General features: G+C 38.5%; 9 protein-coding genes and 2 pseudogenes. 1 reads left to right on the plus strand and 10 read right to left on the minus strand.

Features of this window, described 5'->3' with window-relative positions; translation table 11 throughout:
* Positions 1 to 96: 96 nt before the first annotated feature.
* From BJR36_RS15380 to BJR36_RS15400, 6 genes and pseudogenes are all read right to left on the minus strand, one after another.
* Positions 97 to 594 (minus strand): annotated as a pseudogene (locus BJR36_RS15380) (sugar phosphate isomerase/epimerase family protein); the annotation flags it as partial.
* A pseudogene (locus BJR36_RS21180) lies at positions 569 to 940 on the minus strand (Gfo/Idh/MocA family protein); the annotation flags it as partial. The pseudogenes BJR36_RS21180 and BJR36_RS15380, both read right to left, overlap by 26 nt.
* Positions 941 to 960: 20 nt before the next feature.
* A complete protein-coding gene (locus BJR36_RS15385) occupies positions 961 to 2,427 on the minus strand; it encodes a family 43 glycosylhydrolase (protein ID WP_091236004.1) in 1,467 nt (488 codons plus the stop codon).
* 19 nt (positions 2,428 to 2,446) lie between these two features.
* Entirely contained in the window at positions 2,447 to 5,164 is a 2,718-nt protein-coding gene (locus BJR36_RS15390; protein ID WP_091236006.1) for a glycoside hydrolase family 3 protein, read from the minus strand.
* Positions 5,165 to 5,217: 53 nt separating this feature from the next.
* Positions 5,218 to 6,558, minus strand: a complete 1,341-nt coding sequence (locus BJR36_RS15395; RefSeq protein WP_091236008.1) for an MFS transporter — start codon at positions 6,556 to 6,558, stop codon at positions 5,218 to 5,220.
* Between the two features lie 20 nt (positions 6,559 to 6,578).
* On the minus strand, positions 6,579 to 8,939 hold the full coding sequence (locus BJR36_RS15400) for a glycoside hydrolase family 2 TIM barrel-domain containing protein (RefSeq protein WP_091236010.1): 2,361 nt from the start codon (positions 8,937 to 8,939) through the stop codon (positions 6,579 to 6,581).
* Between the two features lie 125 nt (positions 8,940 to 9,064).
* Here BJR36_RS15400 and BJR36_RS15405 point away from each other — a divergent pair, with 125 nt between their 5' ends.
* Entirely contained in the window at positions 9,065 to 10,153 is a 1,089-nt protein-coding gene (locus BJR36_RS15405; protein WP_091236012.1) for an AraC family transcriptional regulator, read from the plus strand.
* A 721-nt stretch (positions 10,154 to 10,874) separates the two neighbouring features.
* On the opposite strand, the gene BJR36_RS15410 is transcribed toward BJR36_RS15405, so the two are convergent.
* The 4 genes from BJR36_RS15410 to BJR36_RS15425 all read right to left on the minus strand — a co-directional run bounded on the left by BJR36_RS15410 (position 10,875) and on the right by BJR36_RS15425 (position 18,564).
* Positions 10,875 to 12,269, minus strand: a complete 1,395-nt coding sequence (locus BJR36_RS15410) for an MFS transporter (protein ID WP_169823732.1) — start codon at positions 12,267 to 12,269, stop codon at positions 10,875 to 10,877.
* 117 nt (positions 12,270 to 12,386) lie between these two features.
* Positions 12,387 to 14,906 carry a glycoside hydrolase family 2 TIM barrel-domain containing protein gene (locus BJR36_RS15415; protein WP_091236016.1) on the minus strand — a complete coding sequence of 840 codons (2,520 nt, stop codon included), beginning with the start codon at positions 14,904 to 14,906 and terminating at the stop codon, positions 12,387 to 12,389.
* Positions 14,887 to 17,532, minus strand: a complete 2,646-nt coding sequence (locus tag BJR36_RS15420) for a glycosyl hydrolase (RefSeq protein WP_091236018.1) — start codon at positions 17,530 to 17,532, stop codon at positions 14,887 to 14,889. Before BJR36_RS15420 ends, BJR36_RS15415 begins: the two co-directional genes overlap by 20 nt.
* Entirely contained in the window at positions 17,533 to 18,564 is a 1,032-nt protein-coding gene (locus tag BJR36_RS15425) for a nucleoside hydrolase (RefSeq protein WP_091236020.1), read from the minus strand.
* Between the last annotated feature and the right edge of the window lie 16 nt (positions 18,565 to 18,580).

The following is an 18,580-nucleotide window of genomic DNA, read 5'->3' on the forward strand; positions in this document are numbered from 1 at the left end:
TCATTTTTCATTTGATGCCTCCTAGAATTATTCTTTTAGGGAGCATATCATGATCTGGAGTTCTTTGGAATGACGCTGTTTTTTGAATCACTTACTGATATAGTCAATCATCTTCCATACAAAATGAGACGGGTCATAATTGATTCCAAGGTTTTCACTTGAAAGGATTTTAAATATTTTTTTCCAGTTTGTGGGTGTTTCCATTAGGTTTTGTCCACCGGGCCACTGGTCAGCGCCAAAAAGCATTGGGCAGTTTTCAATCGCAACTTTCACTCCATTCGCTTCAGCAACCTTAATAATTGGAGGCCAGATTTCGCTTACAAGTTCTAAGTTTTCTTCTACTGTCTTACTCTGATCTCTTCCTATAAACGTAGTAACCATACCAATACCCAATTTTGCACTTGCTTTAATTAGGTTCTTTAAATGGTTTATTGCTGTCTCTCTCTTTTCTAAGTTAGCATCCATCGTATTTGGATAGTATGCAAGAGATGAAATCTGTACATTTTTCTCCTTGCTGTAACCTAAAATATGTTTTGCATAAGCTTCATCTTCTAAAACACGTTCTGCATCAATATGGCTTACACCTGCATATCTTTATTTTTGATTCAGCACGACCATTTAATACAGCATCTACATTTCTGTAAAAATCTATCCACGCACTCTCGATCTTTGGAAGATCTTCCGTTATAATGCCTCCTGGAGGTACGGGCGCAAACTGTCTGGTCGGCCCTGCCTCCGTCTCTGTAATCTTAGGTGGCAATTTTTCAAGCAGCTTTCCTGTTCTGTAGATACTTCCATCACATGCAAAGTTTTTTACTATCATGGTTCCTTTATCTCCAGCCACAAGCCATCTTGGCTGATATTCCAAAATATAAGTTGAAAGTTCCAAATGAACCGTTATTCCGCTCTCCATTTTCATGAGAATTTTAAAGTAATCATCGACTTCTTCGTGAAGTTTCTTTAGTTCAGCTCAAAGCTAAGCATTTCCATACTGCCGGTTCCATGGTATCTAAAGAATAATGGACATTTTTGGAGGTTTACATTCTTCTTGCCCTTAAAAATCATCACTGGATTAAATTCAATTACTGTTTTGGTCCAGTCTGCCCCTTCCTTTAATTTTTCCTCGGCAATCACTTTTCCATCTAACTGATCTAAAATCTGTATTTTCCCCTTTGCATTTCTGGTCTCTACAGATACACTTGTTGTATTAGTAAAATCAAAAAACTTATACCCAATTTGGCAACCCTTGGTTATATCTTTGATATAGGAAACGGGAGCATTACATTCTGTTTCACCTGTAATCTCGTTGTTGCCAGGCTCTTCAGGCACATAATCTTCCCCGTCCTGCGTCACCTTTGGACCACCAGTTGGGTTTCTCAATCCAAATACCTTCTTGCTAATCAAATTGCAGCAGATGTATGCCGGATAGCTTCCTTGTCCCTTCAGTGGTCCATTATTAAGACCGCAGCTGGTAGCCTCCACCATATCGATTGTCCCGTCCGCTTTAATCTGAATTGGCTCTGCAACACCCTGACGATTCCACTGAGAACCATTTGTCATTCTATGATCAAAAATGTACCACTGATTATTAACACATACTAAACCACCATGATTATTTCCAATAGGATAAGCGCAACCCATAAGTTTACGACCTTCAAAACCTATATCGCTTGTACAGTGAATTCTTCCCTTGTAAACAAATTCACGATCTGGATATTTACTCATAGAATAGTTTAATCCGGTCATATCTGTTGCAGGATATACAAGATAGTACCAGTCCCCAATGTGACGAATAGATGCACCTTCGAAGAAATTAGGTTCTTTTCTTGTCCAATTTGCAGGTAATAAGACTTTAGGCTCACTGATAACTGTAAGCATGTCCTGATCAAGTTCTAGTACAAAGCAGCCCTTTATCTTATGACCATACTGACCGTTCGAGTCCTGTCCACTTCCGGTATATAACCAAATCCTTTTATCATCGTCTACTAAAACGCCTGGATCAAATGTAAACCACTCATCAGGCTTCGAGCCATAAGTGTGTCCATCTTCCATATGAACATCTCCAAGATATTCATATTTTCCAGCAGGCGTATCGCAAACAGCCACTGAAATAATACTACTATTAGCAACAAAATAATAAAGATAATATCTTCCATCATTTCCTTGAACAACATCTGGAGCATAGTATGGTTCATTCTTGATGTTCCAAGGTGTCTGGTCTTTTCGTAAAATAACCCCTTCATATCTCCATGCAGAAAGATCATCTACAGGTGTAGACCAAGCCACATAATCGTTTTCGCAGTAGCCATCACCGTCAAATCTGTCATGACTTCCAAAAATGTATAGTCTGTCACCGAATACCTTAGGCTCACCATCTGGAATATACTCCCAAGATGGTAGATAAGGATTAAATACTTGTTTACTCATTGCAATGTTTTCCTCCAATCTATAGTTTTTCTGACATTCTAATAAATGAAATAGATTCCATGATCTGCTCTAAGACATTAGCCGCGCAAGCTCTAAGGTCATTTATATCAAGGAATTGTCCTCTGTCCTTACCAAAGTATGTTACTATCTTTGATCCGTCTTCCAATACATCTACCTTCGCTTCGCCAACTTGAACTTTCTCCATTATCTTTGAATTCAGTTCAGTTGCAGCTTCAACTTTTACAGATATCGAATTCTCTCCATCAGCATATGGTTGGAAAGAATTCCAATATTCTACAGTTTCTGTTATGAATCCACCGTATACAGAGAACTCCTTACTTGCAACATATCCATCCTCAGCAAATTCTGCTTTTTTTCCAGTGAGAGCTGCAATAAGTGCATCCGTTCTATAACCACCCATAACAAGGTCATTTCCTGCATGGTAGTCTTCCGTCTTCTCACTTTTAGTTCCCCAATCTGTCATAACTAAGCCCTTAAACCCCCACTCGCCACGAAGAATCTCTGTGAGCAATTCATAGTGTGATGAAGTGTGTATTCCATTTATCTTATTGTAGCTAGACATGATTGTATGTGGATCAGCTTCACGAACGCAGATTTCAAAACCCTTTAAATAGATTTCTCTTAAAGCTCGTTCCGACACTGTACTGTTGGTCATAAAGCGTTCTGCCTCCTGATTGTTGCAAGCAAAGTGCTTAATTGAAACAGAAGCGCCAGGGATAGACTGTACACCTTTTGTAATTGCAGCAGCCATTTTACCACTCACAATTGGATCCTCTGAAAAATACTCAAAGTTTCTTCCGCAAAGTGGGTCACGATGAATATTCATACCAGGCCCTAAAATAACTCCCTGGTTATAGTAATCCATCTCTCTACCAATTCCAGTTCCCATCAAAATTCCCATTTCAGGATTCCAAGTCTGTGCCATAACTATATCTGTTGGGAAGCATGTTGCACCCAGTGCTGAAAGATGTAGTCCTGCAGGACCATCTGTCATTTTCCAGTTTGGAATTGCAAGTGAAGATGCAAATAAATCTGTTGTTGATCCGGATGAAACTGGTCCATCTACAGGATTTATTTCTCTATCCAACCGACTTTTAGTTTCATAAGGAGTCTCATTTGCAGACCCTGTAACTAAACGTACTAAAACTTCTGGCTCCAATGATGCAACGAATTCATCAAGTAAAACCTTATTCGCTTTTACATCTAACAATGTTGCATTATTTGCCGGCACAACTTTTTCAAAACGCTTTTTGTTTATCTGAGCTGACTCTGTTGTCTTACAAGCTGCATCAATAGTTTTACACTCAGAAGCTTTCAGTATAATGTCTGCCTCTGATTTAGACTGACATTCATTAAGCAGAGCTATTAATGTAGATTCCTTAGACAACTTGTTTAACAGCTCTGCCCTTGATGGTGCCTTCATGAGCTTCATCTCATGATCTGCTACAACCTCATTTCTGACCTGTCTTAAAATTGCTTTACCTTCTACATGTAATACGTTTGAAATCTTGCTCTGGCGACTACTTGCTCCAATTCTGATATAATAATCGCCCTCTTCCATAACAAACGCTGCCATTTTCTCATCATATGAAGCTAATAATTCCGTTTCAAAACTTAATGTAAGTGTTTCTTTTTCTCCAGGTTCTAATAACTTTGTCTTTCCAAATGCTTTTAATTCCTGAAATGCTTTTGACAATTCACCTTCTGGCGAAGTTACATATAATTGAACAACTTCACGACCGGCAGTTTTTCCTGTGTTTGTAACCTCTACATTCACTGATATCCTATTCCAATCTGCGGCAAAAGACTTTGCATCCATATCGAAAGTAGTATAACTTAATCCATATCCAAACGGGAAAATTGGTTCTATTCCAAAGCTGTCAAAATATCTGTAACCAACATAGATATCTTCAACATAATCTTCCTGAAGAGAATTTCCATCATTTCTTCCAAATGTGGAGCTTGCAGGATTGTCCTCATAGTGCCATGCCCATGTGTCAGTCAGCTTTCCACAAGGATTACATTTCCCGGTAAGTATATCTGCCAAAGCATTTCCGCACTCATTTCCAGCAAGCCCCATTAATACTGCGCCTTTAATTCCCGGAATTTCATATAAAAAAGCTGCTTCGATAACACAGGTGTTTAATACTACTACAGTGTTCTTAAATCTCTGTGCTATCTTTCTAATATTGGTTTCTTCCGCATCAGATAAGTAATAATCTCCTTTTTCAGCCTTGCGATCATCATCCTCACCTGCATTTCTTCTAACAACATAGATAGCAGTATCGGCATCTTTAGCAGTCTTAATATCCTCATCTGTTACAGGAATATCATCTATTAAAATCTTTTTTCCGCTCCAAAACCTGTCAATAGGCGTAAGTGTTGTATCCTCATCGTTTGCTTTGATGCTGGCCTCTGTGAAACGGCCTATCCATTCCTCTGAGGTAATAGAAAACCCTGCATTTTTCAGCCCTTCCTCAACTGTTACTACATGAGGAGCGGATATGTAACCGCTTCCTGTTCCACAAGAAATAGTATCAATTGCCCCTGCACCAAACAATGCTATGCTATTGCTCTTCAGAGGTAACACATGATCCTCGTTTTTAAGAAGTACAATTCCTTCTGTTGCAATTTTTCTGGTTGTCTTCAAATGTTCTGGGTATGGCAAAACCAAAGGTTTATTCATCATTTCTTGCATTTGCTGCATCATATCCATAGTAAAATCTCCTCCTATAGTAAAAATAATATTCTATTCACTAATAAACTAAATTAATTTTCTGTGGCTCTCTTTTCTTTCAAAAGGGCGTCAAGTGGCTTATATGCAACTGCACATATTACTGATAAAGCCATTAATGCAGCTGGAATAAAACTGCTTAAAATTCTGATAACCATGACAGCGCTATCAGGCTGAACAGAAAGTGATCCGTCATAACCGCCTACGGTAAGTAAAATACCAAGAAGGAATGCACCTAAAGCCTGTCCAAGTTTTACTGTAAAGTTTGTTGCTGCGCTAAGAGTTGCCTCCATTCTTTGACTTCCCAACATCTCATTATAATCTGCAATATCCATTATGATTGGTGCTCTCATATATGAAACCGGAAGAGCGGCAAGTCCACTGAACAAAAATGCAATCGCAAGAAAAATCATGTTGCTTCCTGCAAAGAAAACGATAATATATCCAACAAAGCTTATCGCTGAGAAAATACCAATTAGCTCCATTGCAGAATGCTTTTTCATTAAAGTTGGAAATACGACTATAACAAGTGTCGTAACAACTCCAATTAACTGAAGAGATGAGAGTTTTGCAATATCACCAACTACAACATTGAAATAATATGTCGTTGCACCCATTCCCTGAATAGCCTGTGGAATCATTGAAACGATGGCTAAAAGCCAAATATATTTATTGTTCTTAAGTGCTACTAAAATGTCGTGTATTGTAACTTTAGCCTGTACATCATTCTTTTCTGGTGTGTAGATTTCAGGTACAAATAAGAAACGTAACAGACCAATTAATAAAAGAGGAATAGCATACATAGCAACAAGCTTCCTCCAGCCTTCAGCTGTTGCGCCCATGCTTCCAATTAGCATTGGTAATGTAATACCTACAACCATACAACCAAGAGTAATAAAAACTCCACCATATGCAGAAACCTTTGTTACAGCAATAGGACTTCCGAATGCTCTAATAATATATGGTGTTTCAGCGGCGTTCATCATTGTTCCAAAAATAGACCAGATTAAGGTATACATTATGAGCAACCAAATAGATTTTGCAACGATACTCCAGTTTGCGTTTGCAGCGAAAAGTGCATATGTACAAACCCAAGTTCCAATTAAACACAGCTCATATGGACGGCCTTTTCCAAGCTTTGTATGTGTATTATCAACAACCCAGCCTGCTAATAAATCTGTGATACCGTCAACAATCTTACTTGCCATTAAAAGTGTTCCAACCAATGCTGCAGGCATGTTAAGTTTGTCTGTACAGAACATTGAAAGGAATCCCATGATAATGGTAACTGTTCCAAACGATAGCGGTCTTGTGTTCCAAAGTAATACTTTTCCTGCTGATACTTTATCAGGATTATTATTTCTTTTTTCTTTCATTTTTCTTCACTCTCCTATTTTTATTTATTTGTTATTTCAATAGTTTTTTCTACGTTAGTATTTTCATTTTCGATGTGAATAACTAATTGACTACCATTTCCTACGCGAATTATTGCCTGCGATCTACCGTAATAGGTAGTAAATGCACCATCCAGGTAGTTTTCTTCCGTTCGAGGGTTTGCACTTCCATATGCAAGAAGCTCTCCCCCCTCAACAGAAACACACATTTTTCTATCCGCATTACACTCAACGATTCCGTTTTCACCACATATATCGATATTCACATACAATAGAGAACCAGCAATTGCTTCTGACTCAGGCAATATGCAGACATTTAATTCGCCCTTTGCAGACGAAAGTTTATTTCTAGATATTTCCACTCCGCTATCGTTGTAAACTACAGCCTCAATGTCTCCTGATTCATAAAGGGTTTCAAAACTCGCCTTCATAGATTCCAATGCTTTGCGTTCCTTAACAGAACCGTTGACAATCAGCTCTACTGTAGTTCCGTCTGCATATACTTCAACTAAAGCAGTCTTACCATCACAGCCTCTCCATGACCATGCTGGGAAAGCGTTAGTGCCTCTCCATATAGAACGCATAGTCTTTTCATCAGTTGTATTAACAGGTCTTACAGCAATCAGCGGCTTGTCTGATAATCCCCAAACAGTTTTGGCATAAAGAGCCTGTCCATCAGGATCTCCTAACAAATTTATAACTCCAGCACCTCCTAATAACCAAGGATACGGATTATTAAATCCCTTTGCATCTGGAGCATCGGACCATGCACCAATACCTGCTTCCCCCAGATAGTCCCAGGCAGTCCACATGAAGTCACCGACAATATATGGATATTTCTTTATCATTTCCCAATTCACGAATATATCTGATGGAAATGTTTCACTGCCAAATATAATTCGTTCTGGGTGTTTTTCTCCCTCTATAGGATAACGACCAGAAGCGTAATTGTAGCCGGCTATATCCAATAAATCTATGCCGGGAGTAATGACACTGTCTGCCTCATCACTGTCAGCCGCATGATTCATACCAATGCCAATCTGTTGTGCCATCTGATTAAACATGGCGCTGTCCATCTGAGGCATTTGATTTTCGTCAGCAGAAGGACTAGCATTCATCCCGCCATCTCCGTCATATAGCTGTTCGCCCTTTGCAGCATTTGCAATGATTGTCAAATTAAATCCTGCAGTGACTACTCGATATGGGTCTAATTCATGCAAGTATTCAACCATATCCTTTTCTAATTTAATACCTTCGTCGGAAGCAGGTTCACTTACCTCATTTCCAATAGAGTAGAAAATTACACATGGATGATTGAAATCCTTCTCCACCATTTCATGTAAATCCGTCTTATAGTTTTCCATGAAATAGCTCGCATAATCATATTTGCTTTTATGGCGATACCACATGTCCCATGTCTCATCGATTACATACATACCAATGGCATCACACGCCTCAAGAATTGCCTGCGAACATGGATTATGAGAATATCTAACAGCATTAAATCCCTGTTTTTTCATGATTCGTATTTTGCGCCATTCTGCGTCTTCATATCCGCAAGCACCAAGAAGACCATTATCATGGTGAATACAACCACCACGAAGTAATGTCTTAACTCCATTTACATAGAGACCCTGAGGCGACCACTCGAGCATTCGAATACCAAATACTTCATCTGCAAAATCTACCGTTCCATTTTTCTCTAATTTGACATGACATCTGTAAAGATTTGGAGAATCATCACTCCATAGTTTTGCGTTAGGAATGTCCAAAAGGACTTTTGTTCCTCTGGCCTTTGCCACTTCCTTTTCTCCATCATAAATTGTAATTTCAGGGCAACCCTGTTCTGTTGAAGTCATAACCTCAATCTGCGCCGGATTGTAGGAAACTGTTTTGATCTTCACCCCACGAAACTCCATTCCGACCTTTTCCATTACATTAAGCCATACTGGACGATAGATACCAGCTCCACTGTACCATCTGCTGTTTGGCTGATTGTTATTATCTACCTCGACACGGATTATATTTGACTTTCCATATCTTAAAAATGAATCTGCAACGATTTCTTTACACATATATCCGTTGTAAACTCGTCCTGCCTCTTGATCATTTAAATAGATAACCGCGGTCTGCAGTATTCCCTCAAATTGAAATACTATGTGTTTTCTCTCCCATTCAAGCGGCGCTTCAAACTCTTTTTCATAAATGTAAGAACCACCAGAAAAATATGCCCCAGCTGCACCACTTGGATTGTCCGGCACACGACTTTCTCTTAACATCGCGTCGTGTGGAAGTTGAACACCTAGTCTTTCATTGGAACCAACCTTATAGAAGATCCAATCCTTATTAAATTCTAACCTCAATTCATCTTCCTCCTTTTATATGATAATATCATCTTACTGTACCACTTTTGATATTCCAATGGCAAAAATAAGCAAAGTATGGTAAAATACTATCAAAAGTGGACCTGTTATTTTAGGAGGTTTATATGTCAATAGAAAAAAACGATTTAACCACTATCCAATTCAAAATAGATAAGCCAAATACTCGTATAATGAGCAGAAAAACTGACACTAAGGTAACCAGTACTCCTGATATTGTATTTGAAACAATTCACTCAGATGACAACGAAAACAATTTTGTCTTTACATTTATCAATGCAGATACTTTCATCACAACTACATATTCTGCAGATAGCGAGAATAGCCCCAAAAATTACCAGCAGCTTCACTATCACGATTTTTTTGAGTTAATATATATCATTTCAGGAAGTATGTATCAGCAGATTGAAACTGAACGTCATCTATATACTTCGGGAAGTCTATGTTTATTAAACTGTTTTATCAGTCACCAAGAAGAATATTCTACAGATTTTAGAGCTCTCTTTCTTCGGCTTCCAATATCTTTAATGAAATCACTGCTTGATGATATTAATACTCTTTTTTTTGACATGGAGCGTGCATACGGAAACCAATTATTTGAACAATTTTTTACAGATAGTTTTGGATACACTGAAACAACTTATGTCCTTCGCAAGGAGTATATAGATTTTATTCCTAATGAAAATGCTCCAGAAATCAAACAACATATGTATGGCTTTTTTGATTCTTTGACACTTCAACTGGCAAATCCAGTCATAGGCTCAACCTATATCATCAAAGGACTTATTATACAAATACTTTGTGAACTGTCTGATTCCTCAAAATATCAGATCATTCCACTAAATATTGGTACTGATTCAGAAATCGTCCTTTTTAATGCCATCCGCGAACAAATTCAAAAAAGCTGTGGACATATTTCCAGAAAAGAATTAGAGGATAATTTATCCTATAGTGGCTCATACTTAAATCGCATTATAAGAAAATACTCAGGATATAGTTTAAAGCAATTCGCTTTATCCGTATCTTTAAATAAGGCTGTTGATCTTCTTCAAAATACCAACATGTCTATAAATGAAATCTGTGATTATCTACAGTTTTCAAATCAGACATATTTCTATAGTTCTTTTCAAAAAAAATATGGCTTGACACCAAAAAAATACCGAGAGAATTATCGTAATTCCCTCGGTAAATCGTAGCAACCATTCGCCGCTATAATTGATTATTTTATATAAAAACGTAAACTGTCTGCCCACGTCATCCACATCAGGTAGATTCCTGTTACCTCAACAAACAAAAACAATCCCGAAAATCCTATATATCATGGACTTCGGGACTGCTATATTTTTCATTTTCAATTATTCTTCATTTCTAATCTTACGAAATATCTCGTACTGTCTTTTTGTTTTACTATCCACATCACATAGAATTCCTTTCGCCTCAAGAATACGTTCAATTGCCTGTGTCTGTAATTCGCATAGCAAAAGACCATCTTTATCCATTTCCATGGTGTCCTGTCAATACTCCTCAATCAATATTCAAATATTGTTTTACATATTCTTTATTTTGAGTGTAATCTATGTAGGTAACAAACCCCAGACAGAATATCAACAGTATTGAGTAGTCTTCCTGATTTTACAAGTCAAAAAATTCAAGACTGTAATTACATTAAGCGGCAGCCTGCTGAATATGCTCTATCTGGCTAAATTTTATTGCACGAGAGTATCAAAAAAACCAACAAAAAACGAAGACAACTCTTACTATGAATTGTCTTCGTTTTTGTTAGGCTCAAAATGTTTCTGATGTCAATTCCAGACCATTCACCACCTACTGATTACAGTTGCATACTCTATCGAATTTATCTCAGCGGCAGATGTTTCCTCTATCTTAAAATTTTATGCAATATTAAGATTAAGTGTATTAATTATGTCTTTTTTCTAACTCTGCTTTAATTTCCGGCATTTTATCTCCCACGTCATACCGGAAAGAAATCAATAAAGCAATCAATACAATCAGCATTGGAACAATGTTAAAAAGAACTTTGATTCCTGTTTCTGCTGAATCAGAAAGCACCTGTGCTGTTCCAACATAACCAGTTAATGTCATAAAAATACCCATACCTGATGAGGCAACAGCAGAAGCAACCTTTGCCATAAACGATGTAATGGATCCCATCATTCCTTCAATACGGACGCCCGTTTTCCACTCGCCATAATCCATACATTCAAACAAATAAATGTTTAACATAAATGCAATTGGCACAGAACCTGCGATAAACAGAATATATCCGACAATCAGCGTCGCAAGATTTGTTCCACCAATCATACGGATAGCTGGCCCAATCAGCATAAGAAACAGTCCAAGTCGAAGTGTTTTTCCGGTCCCCAGTTTACCCATAATCTTTGGTGTGAATAATAATAAAGGTAAAATGATCATCATTCCAGCATTAAGCCATGTTCCAACTCCTAAATCACCAATTATGTATTTTAAGTAATATGTCTGAGCACCACCAGAAATGCCATTTGAAAAATGATAACAGAAATACATAAGTGCAAACATTCCTAAATATTTATTGTCCATCAATCCACGAAGTGCTTTTTTTAGACTTAATTTTTCTTCTGCTATATGCTCTTCTTTCGTTCCATCCTCGTTCACTTCTGATGCATTCGCTTCTACATCTAACTCAGGAATGAAGAAAAATCTCAACATACCAATTGTTGCACATGGTATAGCAAGGCATAACGCTACCATTGCCCAACTTCTTCGATCTACCCCAACATTCTGCATCACCTGCGGAATAATCATTCCAACAATAATTCCAAACAACATATTGTACACACCTGTTGCTGCAGTAACTACAGTACGATTCTTTTCTGTACGAACCGATCTGATCAAATAAACACTATCTGTACCATATAGAATAGTGATAAATACTGCACTTTGTAATGTATATGTTACAAATACCCATGCATATATGGCTATATTTCCCATTTCCGGTGTCGCATACATTAAGAAAATGAACAGCCAAAGAAATACAATTGCAATTTCATATGGTCTTGCTTTTCCTAATTTGGTTTTAGTTCGATCTACGATATATCCAATAACAAGATCCGTAAATGCATCAAAAAATTTTGATACCATCAATAGAATACCGATTATTGCGGGATTCAACCCCAACACATCTGTAAAATATAATGATGAATAAGCCACCATCGCCATATTCAACGACAATGCAACGCTTCTTGATGACCAAGCAGCCGAGAACCATATAGGTAGTTTTTCCCGTGCTCCTGGAAGTGTTTTTGTGTCTTTCATTTGTTTAATCTCCTTTTCCATATCCCTTTTATTAATTCAATATAATTTTACGAAATAGTAGATGAAAGTTTTATCAAAATCCACCCTTTTGTATCAGATTTAACCACATTTGTTCTTTTATAATGCTTGAAATATTAGTTTTTTTTTATCCAATCCTTCTGCACTGATGCTCACTCGGATTTCACCCTGATTTCCATTGGAGCGGAGCACTGCAATTACCCTTCCATCAAATGTTTCACAATGCTTTTCCTGATAAGAATTCTCACTACTTGGATTAGCATTTCCCAGTCCTGCCAGATCTGCTGCACCTTCCACACTAATATGAATGTCATGTTTTTCCCACATGTTTGGAATTCCACTCTGATCTGTTAAATAAAGATCAAGAATGATTACATCCTGTCCATCTGCTTTCATTTCTTCAGAACTTGGAATTACTTCAATCTGTGACGCAGCATCTGCTGTTTGTAATGTAGTTCTTGCATTCTCAATTCCTCTATCATAGGATACTGCTGTTAATTCTCCCGATTCATAAGTTATTTCATATGTTGCCGTAAACTCATTTTCTTTTCCCGTTGGTTTTCTTCCAAGAGAAGTTCCATTTAAGAATAATTCCACTTCTTCTGATGGTGATAGAATCTTCAATTTGGCAGGTCTGCTTTCATATCCCGGATAAGTCCAGCTATCCAATGCATCATCATATTTCCAATGATTTCTGAGACAACCATATCCATGTCGATCAACTCGTTCTATCGCTATGTACGGCTCCTTCCGAAGACCGAAAACAATCTCTCTCAAATAACTAACTGGTCTGCGATATCCATTCAAATTGATATCACCACAATAAGCCAAACGATCTGGATACACTCCCTGTCCTTCCGGCATACAGTCGTAATGGTAAATACCGATTCCGGCCTCTCCAAGATAATCATATCCGGTCCAAGTAAAATCACCAATAACATGCGGATTTTTCTCTACTATTTCCCATAGTCTTGCAATTTCCGTTGGATAGCTTTCACTTCCAACAATTACATGATTTGGGTGAAGCGCATGCTCCAATTCATGACGAACTGGCATATAATTCAATCCTATGACGTCTAGTTCATCCCCTACCTCTTCAATTTGCTTAGTCATAAGCTGACTACCATGAAGCATATCTCTAATTTCATAGGGAATATCCCCCATCACATCATTCAATTTTTCACTTCCTTCAGAGGATACACCCTTTGTCTTTAAAGGAGTCAATTCTTCCTGAAGATTACCCATTTGGGGATCTATCTCTGTGCCCGGAGGCATAAACATTTGTTCCATCTCCCTGCTATCTTCTTTAGATGCTCCTGAAAGCGCAAGAAAACCGTTAAATCCACTTGTCACAAATCTTGTAGGGTCATTCTGACGTATGCAATTTGCAAGAGTACGGCACTGTATTCTTCCTCCTGCTCTCCCAATCTCTGGCATTTCATTCCCTACGCTGTAGAGAATAACACATGGATGATTATAGTCCTTTTCAATCATTCGTTTTACTTCATCCTGCCATATATCACGAAAAGCAAAAGCTGCATCGTTACAATTTTTTGGAACATTCCACATATCGATCAATTCATCCATGACCAATACACCAAGTCTGTCACAAACTCGAAGCATTGCCTTGCTCATTGGATGATGAGAACTTCTTATACTGTTAAAACCTGCTTCTTTCAATTTTAAAACCCGGTATTCCTCTGCCTTTTCCAGTGTACAGGCTCCAATCACTCCATTATCATGATGAATGCAGGCTCCACGGAGCTTCACACTTTCTCCGTTAATTCGCAATCCTTTTCTTGCATCCAATTTCAATTGTCTGATTCCAAAAGTCTCGATTGCCTCATCCTGGATATCCTCATTCTGTAATATCGATGCCCTGCAGGAATAGAGATTTGGATTTTCCACACTCCAGAGCATTGGTTCAGAAACTATGATTCTCATATGGCTTGTTGCAGTTTGACCACACGGAATTGTAATCTTATTACATTCTTGTGCCACAACATTTCCGGCCCGATCTAAGAGTTCCACCTGAAGCTTACCAGTAAAGCCTTTACTGTCGCTATTTTTCACATTTGTATCTACTGTCAAAACCGCATAATCTTCTTCTATATCCTGTGTTGTTATTCGCAATTGTTCCGGAACAATGGAAATCATTCCGCCTATGTAAAGATTAACATCACGGTATATTCCACTTCCGCTATACCATCTAGAACTTTTATCATTGTTAATCGAAATGACCTTTATTTCATTTTTTTCACCAAAGTTTAAATATGGTTTTATATCCACATAGAATTGGGAGTAACCATACGCATGCCGCTCCACATACTCTTCATTCACATAAACCATCGCTTTACTCATAACACCTTCGAATTCCACAAGAATCTGATTCTTCTCCCATTCTCCTGGCACGACGAATTTCTTCACATAGGTGTAGCTTTTAGCTGGGTAGTATCCAGACTGGTTTCCGTTGGCGCAATTCGCAGATCTTTTTTCCTGAATCATCGCATCATGGGGCAAGGTGACAGACTCCCGCTTCGCACCTGCCATCAGAGCCGCAAATGCATCACTTACCCCAGATTCCACTTCCCATAACTCATTAAATAATATTTTTTTCATATATATGAATTCCTCCACAAATTCCTGTTGCACATTCTGGTACTTTCTGTTCCAAGCCCATATAGGTTCGAATTGGATCTGGTATCTGAGACATTTCACGCTCAAGTGTTGTTGCTACTTCTATTCGAATCATATTCTCTCCATTTTGGGTCAGTTCTGACAGATTATAGATAAATGGGGCAACAATCTGAATTCCGGCACTTATATCATTTACAAACACTTCAACCGCTTCTCCCGCTTTTTCAATTTCCAGTAACACATGTTGCGTATTTTCTTTACGGACATATGATTTCTCATATCTTACAAATCCTGAAAATAGTGGTGCTTCTGTTTCCAATGTATCCGGAAGCGATACTATCTTTCCCTCTTTAAAGTCTGGATAATCGATTGCGTTACAGATACTTCTACTCCATCTATTACTAAAATCTATCCTTGTTCCGCTCACTTCGCTTCTCTTGCATATGTCTTCAGGTATTTCTTCGAAGCATACAACAAGGCTCTTTCCCGGATAAATTGAAACCTTTAATTTGGTGCCATCTGTATCTTCCTCTTTAAGTTGAACATAACATTGATTATCCCATGCGTCATACTCGTAGCACATTCCTTTCTCAGGTACATGGATTTCTCCAATGTAAGGTTCTTCCCCCTCATTGACGAATATGTATTTTGTAAAAACATCCTGATATCTGATATAACGTATTCGATTATTTTCTGGCTGAATGTTAACATCAAACAATTGATTTCCATTTACCCAGTTCATCAATTGATCTAATGGAACGATTTCCGCCTTTGGAATCTCTGCTATTTTTCCTGTTTCTCCATCACAGATACCCTCTGGGTATTGATTGATAAAGACAACTTTACCATCCGCTGCGTTCATTTCTTCTACAGCATCAGCCACTTCCTTCGTAATGAATTGTGATTGTACAATTATAAGAGCTCGATAGCTATTCTCATTGACTACAAGTTCATTCCCAACCTCTGTGCCATAATATGCTCGATCTGCAAATACATCTGCCGGAATAAAGTCATACTCAATCTGATGATCCGCCAAAATTTTCGCCACATCAGAAAGATTCATATAGTCTCCAGTCCACTCCGCCTCCGCATTATACAGGATTGCCACAGGAGCTACGTGTTTCCCCCCGCTGATCAGATCACACATACGGTTCGTGTATCTCATCAGTGCCCCAAAATGACGATATTGCGGATTGTGTCCGTGTGCATAGAAATGTGGCGGGCAATCCGGATCAGGAAATTCTTTGGGACTAAATGCATGCGGGACAAAATGGTTGATTCCGCGTACAAGGAAATGATCTACCAAGTATTTTTCCAGATGTACACCTTCCTCCCAACCATAATTGCCGAAAATTTCACACATACTTCTGCCTTGTTTGAGTGGATCAATTGCTGCCAGTGAAGAAGCCAATTTTCCAAGAACATAATGATAGAACTCACCATCTCTTTGTTCGCCCATAAGACCATATGGGCCGTTCCATTCTCCTCCAGGGAATACCTGTCCACCGATATCGTCAATACCAGCCATACTCTGTCCAGCCAATCCACGGAAATAATGTCCCAGACTGCTTCCGGTTCTCGTACTTTGATTATTATCTTCAATCATATGTCCAATGTATTCCACGCCATGGTTTCGGCACCATTCTCCAATCTGTATGGAGAAATTCTCTTGCACCAGGCTAGTTACCTCATCCATAAATTCATAACGTGCTTTCGCCGTAAACTCATTTGCAAACTCAGTATCCCAGATTAATGGAATCATTCTGGTAAAATCAGCTCCCCATTTATCCTGCAGACGCTCTTCTAGTTCTTTACTCCATGGCTGATCCTCTAATTCAAAGATTCGCTTTCCTGTTTCGTATAGATGTCCATTTCCAATTTCAGGTTCATCCGAAAAAAAACCAGCAATCGTTTGTCCGAACTCTGAGCCATAATGATTATAGTGTGGCTCATATACTGCTTCAATCAATTTATGGCATGATTCTTTACTCATCATATTAATGTAATTTCTATGTGGACCTCTGTTTCTGGTCAAATGGCAGATATAAAGCTTCCACTGTCCCTCCGGAAGAAGCACTTTACATTCCTTCTGACCGATATGCATTGATAAGTCGATAATATCCTGAAAGCAATCTCCATTTGTTTTTACAGCAGTAATACTGATTATTCTGTCATCGTCAAAGTGACGCATATTTTCTTCCTGAATCTGATAAGACTCAATCATATTTGGTATCCACGCTGATGCTTTTTCAAAATCAGTAAGCGTAATCACGGTTTCTTTCCCGCCCCCGATTGTCGCAGCCACTTGATACACAAGACTCTGTCTGCACATTTCATCCGGTTCATGTTCCAAAGCACCATTGGCATAGCCCGTTGGAAAATGACTATCATCCAGAATCCACACCTTCATATTAAGGCGCTTTGCCTCCTCTAAAATAATATCCATATCTTTCCACCAGCCATCACCCACAAAATCCGGATGAGGTCTGCTTTCCACGCACACCGCCTCTATATTTGAATCACGAATTACCTGCATATACTCTCGAAGCACTTGCTCCTCTTCTCCATGCATCCATAAAAATGGAAATATATAATTGGATTCTTTCATCTAATTTTCCCCTCCATAACATAGTCTCAATTTGGAAAACAGATCCTGTACTGTCAATCTGGAATCGATGCTGTCATATACACGTATCTTTCGATCTTCAATTTCTCCATCATAACTTAAATCATCTGTAATCTTTGGCGCATTCTGTTCATGATAATCCGTTCTAGAGGGGCATTCCAAAAGTACCGTTACTGTCGGATTGTCTCCCAGACACCAAACCTCTCCATGTGGCCAGTTCCCGGGATATGTATTTCCCCTTATTGTATTTTGTTCAATTAGCAGCTTCACTAAATAGGCTCCCAGCACACCGCAAGGCTTTACCTGATCCACTAGCTCTGGAATAGTAACTTCCACTGATGCATATACATTACACGGAATCTGCCACAACGGGATATTGCTTTCCATAACAATTCTTGCCGCAAGAAGATCCTGCCTTAAATTAAAATCTCCTCCATTTCCCTCAGGATAGGTTCCGCCGCCAATCCAGATTGCGGTCAGACTCTCAGCGATCTTAGGCTCTTTTTTATATGCAATCGCAAGATCTGTCAAGCATCCTTGAAGTACAATATACAGTGGTCTATCATCTTCCTTAAGGGCTTCTGCAACGATGAAGTCAGCTCCTTCACTTTCTGGCAGACATTTTAAATCTTCGATTTCATAAGCACTTCCATGAAATAAAGGAATGTCTGTAATATCTGCCAATTGCAAAAGTCGTTCTGCAGCTCTGTAATTTCGTTCCATACTTTTGCCTCTGGGGATTAAGATTGCTTCATCCCCAAAAGAATCCAGGTATGCGGAAAACGCGTCTGCTGTCATTTGATACTGTTTCGCAATTTCCGGGATAAAATGGGATCCATACTCATTATGTCCGGCTATGATTCCACAGATATCCTCGCTTGGAGTAAGAATATGATGTATGATTGCAAATGGATCATCTGCTTCATTTGCTACATCAGAATGAACAATAACCCTTTTCCGTCTCTTTGCAGGCACTTCAAATCCTAATTTCGATAATACTTCTTTTCGTCTCATCTCATCTTCCTTTTAT

The sequence above is a fragment of the Anaerobium acetethylicum genome, from assembly GCF_900096945.1.
Lineage (GTDB): Bacteria > Bacillota > Clostridia > Lachnospirales > Lachnospiraceae > Anaerobium > Anaerobium acetethylicum.